We start from the raw sequence: 12,087 nt of genomic DNA, 5'->3' as shown, positions 1-12,087 counted from the left end.
TTAAATATTGGTTTTACTGTTGATGCCTGAGCTTTCACGTATGACAAGCTTAGTCCCGATCACGCTGTACGCAGGTGGTTCACGTCCCTCAAACCGTTCAGAGAGCAACTGCACGGCAGCTTTTCCCATTTGTTCTGGATAGGCACGCACAGTAGTTAGCGGAGGCTGCACAAAAGCCGCCATCTCAATGTCGTCGAAGCCGACAACAGCCATATCCTCTGGCACCTTGACTCCATGTCCATGAAGGGCGCGGAGGGCACCGATGGCGAGCGGATCGCTTGCAGCGAAGCAGGCTGTCGGTCGTTCTGATTCGGCTAGGAGCTCATTCATCATGAGATATCCATCGGCGGTACTCCAGGCGCCTATACGGACGAATTGAGGATTGTACAATCCTCGATCCCGCATGAACCGTTCAAAATAATGCGCCCTTCGCTCTCCGTCGCTCTTGCCGCCGATAAATCCGATTTGTCGGTGGCCAAGCTCGAGCAGATGGCCGAGTGCCTGATCAACCGCTTGCCGGAAATGGAGTCGCACGGAATCGTATTCCAGCTGCTCATGGTACTGGTCGACAAGGACAATGGTGTTCTTGTCTGGATACAGTTTGGACACCTCTTCAGGATCAACGCCGCCCACGACAATCAGCCCGTCCGCCTTCTGCAAGGAGTCGAGAGATGAACGGCCTCGCAGCGTCTGTCCCAATGTCAGACCAAGCTCTTCACAGCGCAGTTCGATTCCACGACGGATTGAGGCATAATACGGATCATCTCTTTCCTCCTCAATGGAACACCACAACAGGAGTGAAACCGTTTTCCCGGCACGTTCCGTGTTCCTCTTTAACTGCCTCAGCCGAGAAGGCTTATACCCGAGCTGCTCAGCAATTAAAAAAATTCTGTTTTTAGTGTCTGGACTCACGGACAGTGACAGATCGTTATTTAAAACCCTTGAAACGGTTGCGGCAGACACACCCGCTTCGCGGGCAATGTCTTTAATGGTTGCCAAAAAGCTCACACCTTTTTAGTTAATAATTTTACTAAAAATCGATTTTATCCTAACATATCCTTTTGTCACTTTCAAGATGGACCATTGAAATTTTTTTTAACATTATTTTAGTTCTACTACTGTTCAGATTAGTTGTGTTAACATGATGAATATTCTCTTGATGACGGAGGGGTTCTATGTGAAAGTTCTGTCACTAGCTCGTAAGTGGTTTGGTCGTCTTCGTTTTAAAAGTAAGGTTATCGCAGTATTTCTCCCGCTCATTATTATTTCTCTGCTCATTCTTGGACTTGTGTCCAACCAACTCTTTAGCCGTTCATTGATAGAGCAAACGACCAGTAACGTGGTAGACGAATCTCAGCTTATCCTGTCCCGGACTGACTACATATTCAGCAGTGTGGAAACGGCGGCCAACATTATGGTCACGAATATTAACCGAATGTATGATGCATACGGCGCTAGACCTGATACTGCTATGGACCGTGTTCAATTTAGAAACCTGATGCAAAGCCGTCTATCGATTGATTTGTCTATCTTTCGCGAGGTGGATGGGGCGGTATTTATTGATAATGACGGGACAATTTTTGCTTCCTATACCGAAAGTGGGGATGATAGCAAAGTCTATAGCATGCTCAAACGGGTAAGGGAATCCGAAAGTTATGGACAGGCGCTCTGGTTTGATATGGAGAAAAGAGATTTCCTAACACCAGATGCAGACTCTCCGGTTTTAACGCTGGGAAAGATGGTCATTAATATAGACACCGGCGAACCCTATGGAACGCTTTTTTTGCTAGTGAAGGAAGAAGGTTTGTCTGATTATTTTCGTTCCAGCGATCCTGATGCGCCCAAATCATATTATTTTTTAGATAACAAAATGCGTGTGGCTGTGGCAGAAGACAATAGGATGCTAATGAGGCCAGTGAATTCACAATTGGCGAAGGCCATCCAAGGCTGTGGATCTAATGTGTCCCAAAAAACGTGCTCATTTGAGGACGACGGTAATCTTGTAACGGTCAATAACTATAACCGGATGGGTTGGAAGTTAGTCAATGTTGTTTCTCTTAGCCTGCTTACAGCGGATGTCCGGCAAAATGTAAGGCTTTCACTCTTAATCGGTGTATTATGTCTTGCTTTTTCATGGCTCGGTGCTAGTTTTCTGTCCAAAATGGTCGTTAGCCCGCTCGAACAACTGACTAGAGCTATGCGAAGAGTAGTAGCCGGCGATTTACAATCCGTTGCGACAGTCCGAACAGAAGATGAAATCGGTACCATTGCTGAAGCTTTTAACTTTATGATAAGACGGATTAGGGAATTGCTAGATGAAGTAAGACAGGAACAAAACCGCAAGCGTGAATATGAACTTGCACTGATGACCGCTCAAATAAAACCGCATTTTCTGTACAACACTTTAGATACCATTTATGCACTTAATGAGCTGGACCGTAATGATGAGGCTAGAGATACTACGAAAGCGCTGGCCGATTTCTATCGAATGGTGCTGAATAAAGGACGGGAGCTTATTATTTTAGAGAAGGAAGCTCAGATTACGGATGATTACCTGACAATTCTGCAAATTCGTTATCCCGATGTATTCCGCTATGAAGTGGATATCCCTCCAGAACTTGCGGGTACACCGATCCCGAAGCTCTCGCTTCAGCCGCTTGTCGAGAATTCGATTTACCATGGACTTAAGAAGAAAGGAACAAAAGGTTTTATTCGTATTTTCGCTTTTAAACAGAATGATAAGGTGATTGTCCGGGTAGAGGACAACGGTGTGGGAATGAATGAAATTCAAGTTCAGAACATTATGTCCAGACATTTACCTAAAGAAGGAATACGATCGATCGGTACCTACAGCGTACAGCAACGACTGAGTTTGTATTTTGGCGAGGAGTACGGGATATCTGTGCAAAGTGTTCTCGGAGAAGGAACCATTGTTGACCTGTCGCTACCAATGCTGCCAAGAGGGAGTGAACACCAAGATGTATAAAGTGATGATTGTGGATGATGAGCCGCTGTTTCGAGACTTTCTGCGAATTAAGATAGACTGGGAATGTTATGGCTTTCGGGTATGCTGCGAAGCAAGGAACGGTCAGGAAGCGCTTCAGGAAGCCGAGCGGCATCAGCCGCATCTCGCGCTCGTTGATATCAATATGCCGTTTATAGATGGAATTGAATTAGCCGAAAGATTGAAAGTCAGGTTCGAACGGATCGTGATTGTATTCATATCCGGGCATAACGAATTCGAATATCTACAGAAGGCTGTTCGAACTGGAGTGCAGGATTATTTACTAAAACCATTCAATGCAGAAGAAATGCTCTCAATGTTGGAGCGGATTAAGCCCAAATTACCAGTGCTTCCACAGGAAAGCGAAAGTGCAGAGTTAGGGGGACATGGCGGTGAAACGCTGCATAGCAGAGTAGGTATGCCTGATTTGGGACATCTACGGGATGCAGTTGTGCTTGACCTTCGAATGAAAGACAGTGAGACGCTAGAGGAGGTCCGCAAGGCGATACGCCAACTTAGTATATATAAATGGGGAGACGAATACGCAGATGCGATGCTTATGGGGATCGTATCTCTGGCCCTTTCCTTTGCAAGTGAACGAGGCATTCCTTATGATCGGCTCTGGGATGACGGAGGAGACAAGTCTCCTTACGACCGGCTCCGGGAGTTAGATTCCTGGGAGGCGGCTGAAGGTTGGATGCTTGCCCTGTACCGCAAGCTGATCCAATTGATGGAGAATATGCGTCCTACGAAGGCATCCAATTTGTTTGCGGCGGCGATCAACTATATCGAGGAACATTATGCAGACACAGAACTGTCTGCTGAGCAGGTTTCATGCGGAGTATTCGTCGATCCCAGCTACTTGCGGCGCGTTTTTCGCAAGGAGTCTGGCTTCTCCATCGTGGATCATATTACACACATTCGAATGAAGAAGGCTAAGGAGCTTCTGCTGAATGGAAATCGGAAGCTGTCAGAAATCGCTGAAAGTGTCGGATACAGTGACCCTAATTATTTCAGCAAATGTTTCAAGAAACGCTTTGGTATAACACCAACCGAATATGAGCAACTCAAAAAAAGGTAGCATATGCCTTGCGGGTAGGACACACCGATTAAGCCTGACGGTGTTCCTATTTAGGCAACCACTGCTCTATTTGTCCCGTTTTTTACTGATAAGACCCGTTTTATTCCTTAAAGAAGACAAGAGGCCGCAGTATACTGTAGTCAAGCAAATGAAAGCGCAATCATCAAAGACTCTTCATGAGGGGGATAAAACAAATGAAAAAAAATCTCAAAATTTGGAGTGCTGCCTTGCTAGTGCTCACCATGTCCGTTGGATTGGTCGCTTGTGGAGGAGATAACTCAGCTTCTTCCAAAAACGGATCAGGGGACGGAACGATCAAATTGAAGGTGTATGCGCAGCATTTTGATGACGATACCATAAAGCCGTTCGATTATGCGGTGGCAGAGCTCAAAAAGAAGATGCCAAACGTAGAAATTGAACTGGATCCTGCCGTGCAGGACGGAGGCCAGAAACTTAAAACTTACGCAGCAACGGGCAACATGCCGGATGTCTATTTAGCGGATTGGTCAGTTCTGCAAACTTTTGCAAAATCGAAAAATGTTGAGGTGCTGGACAACTATGACACAACAGCCGAATTCAAGAAGAATCTGAACCCAGGTGTTGAATCACGTTTGGTAGCTCCAGACAATCATGTGTATGCTTATCCCGAAACTGGTATAGAATTCCAAATGATCTATTACAACAAGTCAATTTTTGAAAAGGTCGGAATCAAGACACCGCTTAAGACGATTGACCAGATGGTCGACGCAGCGAAAAAACTGAAAGCTGCTGGTTATGTACCGATGTCAATCTTTGCTAAGGAAAAATGGATTACGACCGCTTTTTATAATGGGCTTGTTACAAGAGAGCAACCACGTGGATTTGGAGCACTTGAGGAAAAGGGTGTAAAAGCATTGCCAGAAGCATTCGTAACAGCGGCACAGCAGATGAAGCAACTGCAAAGAGCCGGATTGTTCGATGCCAATGCCACGAACACCAATTATGATCAGGCATCGTCCCTATTTTATCAGGGCAAAGCAGCCATGTTTGTGAATGGACAATGGGAAATTTACAGTTCCCAGGAAAAGCTGGGCGATCAAGTTGACTGGATGTACTGGCCTGCAAAGGATGAAGCAACCTACGAGAATTCCAAATATTTTATTGACGGCTCAGGTTCTCCACAAGGGTACGCAGTGTCAGCGAATAGCCAAAATAAGGAAACAGCCGTAAAGGTAGCGGCATTCCTCGCTTCGAAGTCAGCAGAGTACAGATACACCCAACTTGGAAGTCCAATTGTTCCAGTAAAAGTTGATAAGCCAATGGCCTCCAATGTTCCAGCCATGATGCAGCGAGTTGTCAAAGAGTTGCTACCCAATGCACAGCAATATGCTCAACTTCTGAGCAATACAAAAATTCAGAACACCATTAATGACAATACTCAAAATATGATGGTAGACAACTTTTCTGAAAACGATTTTGTGAGCAATTTGAATAGCACATTGAATAAAGAAAACTGAGAATTCAGGGAATCGGTATCCCTTGGCGATATAAGGTGCTGGGGGATGCTGTTCCAAAGATAAGGGGTGGAAGCAAGACATGAATAAATATATGGGGAACAAACCAGCGCTCGCACTGTTTCTCCTCCCTGCATTAATACTGTATAGCGTGATTCTGATATATCCCGTATTGCAAACTGTTTTTCGCAGTTTTTATGATTGGGATGGCCTCAGTACGTTGACCTTTTCGGGATTGAATAATTACCGGGAATTGTTCTCTGATCCTCTACTTTCTACTTCGCTTAAGAACGGATTGATCTTTGCTATTGTGCTGGCAGTCTTTCAGATCGGACTGGGAACGCTACTGGCGCTAATCTGTGCGGACCCACGTACACGCGGGCGGAAAATACTAAAAACCGCCTATTTTATCCCAGTTGTCCTATCGGTAACTGTTGTATGCCAGCTATGGATTGCCATTTATGATCCAACCAATGGTTTAATCAACCGGCTGTTTGATCTCTTGAACATCCCATACCAACAAAATTGGTTGAGCTCCCCGACAACATCCATTATAGCCATCGCCTTTGTTAATGCCTGGCAGTTCATGGGATACCAATTTGCACTGTTATATGCGGGAGTTAAGTCAATACCTGAAGACTACTTTGAAGCCGCCACGATTGATGGTTGCAGCAAATGGAGAGCGCACCTGCATGTCACGCTTCCTTTAATGAAGGAAACGTACAAATTTTGCTTCATTATCGCAATAACCTCTGGAATAGGGGCATTTGTGCAAATGCTGATTATGACAAATGGCGGGCCTGGCACGACAAACTATACATTGACTTTCATGATTTATCGCTATGCTTTCATGGAGAGCAACTATGGTTATGCCTGTGCTGTATCCGTGCTGCTTGTATTAATCTCACTATTGGCAACTGTAGTCATCAATAAGCTGTTCGACCGCGGACAAACCGCCTAATAAGGCGTGTATTGAAAAGGAGAACGAAATGAGTAAAACCGCTTTGAGCAAGTTCAGACATGCTGCCCTGCAGATACCACTGTGGTTGTATCTAATTGTTTCGGTCTACCCGTTGTTTTGGATGGTATCCTACTCGTTAAAGAACAACGATGAGATCTTCGTCTCTAACCCATTTGGACTGCCAACGCATTTTCGATATGAAAATTACATCAATGCTTGGACACAATTTAATATTCCCCGTTACTTTCTGAACAGTCTAGTCGTATCAACGATTTCGACTCTGTTTATCCTTTTCCTGGCCCTGATGTTTGCCTTTGCAGTGGCTCGTATGAAGTGGAGATTTCGCTCTACCGTTCGGACTTATATGACCATAGGGATGTTTATGCCACTTCAGGTCATCATGATCCCGCTGGCGATTCTGGTTCGCGATTTTCATCTTACGAATACGTATGGTGCTCTTATTCTTCCTTATATTGCAATTGGCCTTCCTTTTTCATCCATGATTTTCTATGGGTTCCTTACAGGAATCCCTAAGGAGATTGAAGAGGCGGCATGCATGGATGGAGCTAATATTTATAGACTATTCCTGAAAATCATTGTACCTCTTGCATTACCTGCAATTGCGACTGTAGCCATTTTTCAGTTCTTGAACAACTGGAATGAATTTACTTTGGCCTATATTCTCATTTCTGATGAAAATATGAAGACATTACCGCTTGGCTTGCTTTTCTTCCAAGGTTCTTACAGTACAGATTGGGGCGCCATGGGAGCTGTTATGACAATTGCTTCTTTACCGATGGTACTCGTCTATCTGTTCTTGAGTGAACAAGTGGAACGGGCAATGACGGTAGGGTCTGCTGTAAAAGGATAAGAACGGACTTGCTAAAACTGCCTGGGTTAAGGATCATCAAAAGATCCTCTAACCCAGGCAGTTTTGTTCGATACAGACATTAAACAATAAAATCGATATTTTCCACTATAATAGATAATAATATCCCCTTTTTTTGGGTGACTTTTCTTTATAATGAAGGCGCACCCATAACAATTAAAGGAGCTGATATGTTTTGAATCGTAACAAACGCTTAAGAAAATGGTCCACAGTCCTGTTAACGGTGCCTATGCTCACGATGTTTGCCTCAGGTGCAATGGCCGAGCAGGATATGAACGGGCATAAGCCTCCAAATTCTGCTGGAAGCGGCGTGTTTTACGAAATTTATATCAATTCTTTTTATGATTCAAACGGAGATGGACACGGTGATTTAAAAGGGATTACCCAAAAGCTTGATTACTTAAATGACGGCAATCCCCGTTCAGGCAAGGATTTGCAGGTTAGCGGCCTCTGGCTCATGCCACTGAATCCGTCTCCAAGCTACCATAAATATGACGTAACCGACTACTATCAGGTGGACCCGCAGTACGGGAATCTAGATGATTTTCGCACCTTGACGAAAGAAGCGAAACGAAAGGGTGTCAAGGTAATCATCGACCTTGTTATCAATCATTCGAGCAGCGAGCACCCTTGGTTCAAGGAGGCGAGCGCCAACCCGCAAAGCAAATATCGCGACTATTACGTGTGGGCAGATGAGAATACAAATCTGGATGAAAAGGGATCATGGGGCCAGCAGGTATGGCATAAGAATCCAAATGGCGAAGGATATTTTTACGGTACCTTCTGGTCGGGGATGCCGGATCTGAACTTTGACAATCCAGAAGTCCGCAAGGAAATGATCAAAGTCGGTAAGTATTGGCTACAGCAGGGCGCAGACGGCTTCCGGCTTGATGCAGCGATGCATATTTTTAAAGGGCAAACGAAGGACGGTGCCGATAAAAACATTGCGTGGTGGAATGAATTCCGTTCCGAGATGGAAAAGATAAATCCAAATGTATATCTGGCAGGAGAGGTATGGGATAAACCGGAGACAATAGCTCCTTATTACGAATCGCTCCACTCTCTGTTTAACTTTGACCTGGGCGGAACGATATTGAACTCTGTGAAAAACGGTCGGGATCAAGGTATTGCTACATTCTCCGAGAAAACGCTGAAGCTGTACAAATCATACAATAAGGCGGCACTCGATGCTCCATTTTTAAGCAATCATGACCAAACCCGAGTTATGAGCGAGCTGGGCGGGGATGTGCGAAAAGCCAAGCTGGCTGCTGCCATTCTCTTGACACTGCCAGGTCAGCCGTTTCTCTATTACGGAGAAGAAATCGGCATGAAGGGAGAGAAGCCTGATGAGTATCTTCGAGAGCCTATGCGTTGGTACAAGGGAGAAGGCCTCGGTCAAACAAAGTGGGAGGAACCCAAATACAACAAAGGCGAAGTATCGGTGGAAGCACAGTTGCGGGACAATGATTCTCTGCTGGAAAGCTACCGCACGCTTATCCGCCTGAGGGAAGAACATGAGGCTCTTCGCAGCGACAGTCTAGAACCAATCCAAGCAGGTTCGGCCAGCGTGACGGCATACAAACGTTCTTCAGGCAAAGAAACATTGTATGTATATCATAATCTGTCAGGAGAGCCGGTTACCATCCAGATGAAAGATCGAGATAAGGAAAAGCGGAAAGTGGTTTTCTCTACCTCAAAGGATGTGAAAGTGAGCAAAGGAACAGTGAAGATTCCCGCCTACAGTACGCTCATTACCAAAGAAGATAGAAAGAACTGAGCACAGGCAAACGGACTGCCTCAAACATAATGGATTTTTTGGGGTGAATTCAATTGGGGGTGTGAAGAACACCCCTTGTAAGGAGGAAGCAACCTGATCTCATTCACTCATCAAAAGCGTATAGTTACTGTGATGAATTCGTTACCGGTAAAGAAGAAGTATTCTAAATACGATTTGTTGATTAAAGATTTCAAATTAAAGTCTTCGGAAAACGTTGAAATATTCTATTCTCCGCATAATGAATATATCAATTCTTCTGCGAAAGTAGTGCTCGTAGGTATTACACCCGGTTGGCAGCAGATGGAAATTGCTTTTCGAACTGCCATAACTTCTTTGAAGGAACAAGAGTCATATGAGGAAGCTTGTAAGAAAGCAAAATTTGCAGCAAGAATGGCTGGTTCCATGCGAGACAACTTAATATATATGCTTCAAGAAATAGGATTGCATGATTTTTTAAAAGTGTCGCATGTACGTAAATTGTTTGATTCAGATTGCTCGTTGTTACATACAACTTCTTTAATTCGATTTCCAGTTTTTGTAAGTCAAGAAAATTATAATGGACATCAGCCTTCCCTAATAAATCATACTTTTTTGTATAGAGCAGTACTAGAGTCTTTTCTTCCTGAATTAGAAAGTTTGAATCATCCGCTTATTGTTCCGCTAGGGAAGTCAGTCGAGAGGGTTCTTCGTCGATTGCTCGAGGAACAGAAGATTCAGGAAATGAAGATTCTGTGGGGTTTTCCCCATCCGTCTGGTGCCAATGGGCATCGAATCAAACAGTTTCAAAATTCAAAGAAGTCAATGCAGGAAATGTTGTGTGAGTATTTATCCAATACTGAATTTCGTAAAGCATAATATCCCCTTTTTTTGGGGAAAGATTTGCTTTATAATGAAAGCGTATGCATGACATCATCTTACGGATGAGCTACTTGAGAGTGACGAATTGCTTAAGTTCTAGCACAGCAAGATCGATCAGTATGTCCAGAATATGGACTTTCATCCCGTAGGATGTGGTCACAGTCTGGCAGCAGCGATTTACAATTTGAATTCGATCCGTGAGCAACCGTTGATATATGGTGGCTCAATTTAGGAGTGGAAGGAAAATGAAAATGGACAATCGGAAATATAATGTAGTTATTATCGGTTATGGAGGCATGGGAAGCTACCATGTTCAATTAATTGAACCTATTGAGCAGCTTGCCGTTGGCGGTGTATATGATATTGTCGATTATCGGATGGAATTGGCTGCAGCAGCCGGCTATAAAACCTATGCCAGTCTTGATGCCGTTCTCGGTGATCAGGACGTGGATATTGTATTAATAGCAACACCTAATGACGTTCATAAAGAAATCGCAATCCAAGCACTGCAAGCTGGCAAGCATGTCATTTGCGAAAAGCCGGTTACGATAACGAGTGCAGATTTCTTAGATATTGTCGAGGTGGCCAAGCAAGAGAACCGTATATTTACAGTTCATCAAAATCGTCGATGGGATGAAGATTTTCGGATTGTCAAAGATATGATCAGCAAGAAGACCGTTGGCGACCTTTTCCACCTGGAGTCGCGGGTTCAGGGGGCTAATGGTATTCCAGGCGACTGGCGTCAATTGAAGGCATATGGTGGAGGAATGCTGCTGGACTGGGGAGTGCATCTTTTGGATCAGCTGCTTCAGATTACGGACAGCCAAATCGAAAGTGTGACCGCTACCTTGAGTTATATTCTAGGGACAGAAGTGGATGACGGCTTTAGCAGCTTTATTGAATTCAAGGATGGTCTTACAGCGGTCATTGAAGTAGGTACCACTAATTACGTAAAACTGCCGCGTTGGTATATTAAAGGAACTGAAGGAACCGCAGTGATCAAGGATTGGGATTTGAGCGGAGAGATAGTTACCCGGAATCCAGATGTCGCTCACGTGGAGCCCAAACCGATTCAAGCAGGGCAAGGTTTGACGAAAACGATGGCGCCGCCATCTGAGGAATCCACCCTTAAGTTCCCAATTGAGAAAATACCAGCTGCAGCGGAAAGCTTTTACGAAAATTTTGTCTCCACCATTGAAGGAAAATCCGAGCTTGCGATCAAAAGCGAAGAAGTGCACCGTGTACTGGTGCTGATTGAGACGATTTTTGAGGCGGCAGCGACCAAAAGCGTAATTCGGAGAGATATTTAAAGAAATCGTAGGTTACTCCTAAGTTATGGATTGAAAAGTTATAAAGCTAACCCCCATTGTTCTCATATTGAGAAATGGGGGTTGTTTTTCTAACTTTTAATATAAATTATATTTAAACTTCAACAGCTTCAGGTCTTTTCACTTGAAGCGGAGGAGGCACCAGCCATCCTTTTTCTTTAGTCAATTGGAGAATCTTAACTCCTAAAGCGGCTTTAGTAAGATGATACTTTGCAAACAAGGCTCCTATGTCCTCTCTAATGGATTGACCCATTATTTGACTACAAGCTACCAACCCCAATGATGTATCAGACGCAATTTTGGCGGCGATCTCTGGATCAGTAAACCTTGCACCAACAGGAATATCTTCAATTTTCGCATCAGGTCTTTGTGGTAAGGCTGGCGCTGGAGCTATCCCATTTTCATTAAGGAGCGTATCGCACTCTTTAATTTCAAGTTTCGCTTGATCGATGAGTGCTTCCAATATTTTTTTTAAATCCTTGTCTCCTGCATGATTCAGGAATGCTTGGTAGAAAGATAAAGCCCCTTTCGCAACCAATGAGTATTGCCATACACTGAAAATTTCACCATAATGCATAGGTTCATTTTTTGGATTCCCGCTTAATATTCCCATCATAACCGCTCCTTCAATATTTTTTACACCGAACTTATAGTGCCAATTAATGATTAAATGTATCCCAATAAAACTGTAAATAC

The 12,087-nt window shown here is 44.1% G+C and carries 10 protein-coding genes; 8 read left to right on the top strand and 2 right to left on the bottom strand.

Annotated elements, in window-relative coordinates:
• Positions 1 to 999 (bottom strand): LacI family DNA-binding transcriptional regulator, encoded by a 999-nt coding sequence (locus ABEW32_RS06895; protein ID WP_430185959.1) that lies wholly within the window; start codon positions 997 to 999, stop codon positions 1 to 3.
• A 178-nt stretch (positions 1,000 to 1,177) separates the two neighbouring features.
• On the opposite strand from ABEW32_RS06895, the gene ABEW32_RS06890 reads away from it, so the two are divergent.
• From ABEW32_RS06890 to ABEW32_RS06855, 8 genes are all read left to right on the top strand, one after another.
• Positions 1,178 to 2,986, top strand: coding sequence for a sensor histidine kinase (locus tag ABEW32_RS06890; RefSeq protein WP_430185957.1), 1,809 nt, complete (start codon positions 1,178 to 1,180; stop codon positions 2,984 to 2,986).
• Positions 2,979 to 4,085, top strand: coding sequence for a response regulator transcription factor (locus ABEW32_RS06885; RefSeq protein WP_430185955.1), 1,107 nt, complete (start codon positions 2,979 to 2,981; stop codon positions 4,083 to 4,085). Before ABEW32_RS06890 ends, ABEW32_RS06885 begins: the two co-directional genes overlap by 8 nt.
• 194 nt (positions 4,086 to 4,279) lie before the next feature.
• Positions 4,280 to 5,581, top strand: a complete 1,302-nt coding sequence (locus ABEW32_RS06880; protein ID WP_430185953.1) for an ABC transporter substrate-binding protein — start codon at positions 4,280 to 4,282, stop codon at positions 5,579 to 5,581.
• A 79-nt stretch (positions 5,582 to 5,660) separates the two neighbouring features.
• The gene (locus tag ABEW32_RS06875; RefSeq protein ID WP_430185951.1) at positions 5,661 to 6,539 is read left to right on the top strand and encodes a carbohydrate ABC transporter permease; all 879 of its coding nucleotides are present in this window, start codon (positions 5,661 to 5,663) and stop codon (positions 6,537 to 6,539) included.
• 28 nt (positions 6,540 to 6,567) lie between these two features.
• The gene (locus tag ABEW32_RS06870) at positions 6,568 to 7,410 is read left to right on the top strand and encodes a carbohydrate ABC transporter permease (protein ID WP_430185949.1); all 843 of its coding nucleotides are present in this window, start codon (positions 6,568 to 6,570) and stop codon (positions 7,408 to 7,410) included.
• 193 nt (positions 7,411 to 7,603) lie between these two features.
• Positions 7,604 to 9,205: an alpha-amylase family glycosyl hydrolase gene (locus ABEW32_RS06865; protein WP_430185947.1), complete on the top strand. Its 1,602-nt coding sequence runs from the start codon at positions 7,604 to 7,606 to the stop codon at positions 9,203 to 9,205.
• Between the two features lie 177 nt (positions 9,206 to 9,382).
• Positions 9,383 to 10,060 (top strand): hypothetical protein, encoded by a 678-nt coding sequence (locus ABEW32_RS06860; RefSeq protein WP_430185945.1) that lies wholly within the window; start codon positions 9,383 to 9,385, stop codon positions 10,058 to 10,060.
• Positions 10,061 to 10,308: 248 nt separating this feature from the next.
• Positions 10,309 to 11,373 carry a Gfo/Idh/MocA family protein gene (locus ABEW32_RS06855; RefSeq protein ID WP_430185943.1) on the top strand — a complete coding sequence of 355 codons (1,065 nt, stop codon included), beginning with the start codon at positions 10,309 to 10,311 and terminating at the stop codon, positions 11,371 to 11,373.
• A 112-nt stretch (positions 11,374 to 11,485) separates the two neighbouring features.
• Here the strand turns inward: ABEW32_RS06855 and ABEW32_RS06850 are convergent, their stop codons facing one another.
• Positions 11,486 to 12,004, bottom strand: coding sequence for a DUF3231 family protein (locus ABEW32_RS06850; protein ID WP_430186180.1), 519 nt, complete (start codon positions 12,002 to 12,004; stop codon positions 11,486 to 11,488).
• Positions 12,005 to 12,087 lie beyond the last annotated feature (83 nt).

This window comes from Paenibacillus jamilae (genome assembly GCF_050482105.1).
In the GTDB taxonomy this organism is placed as follows: Bacteria; Bacillota; Bacilli; order Paenibacillales; family Paenibacillaceae; genus Paenibacillus; species Paenibacillus jamilae_B.
Note: the sequence above shows the minus strand (reverse complement) of the source record. Positions and strands in the feature narration are given on the sequence as shown.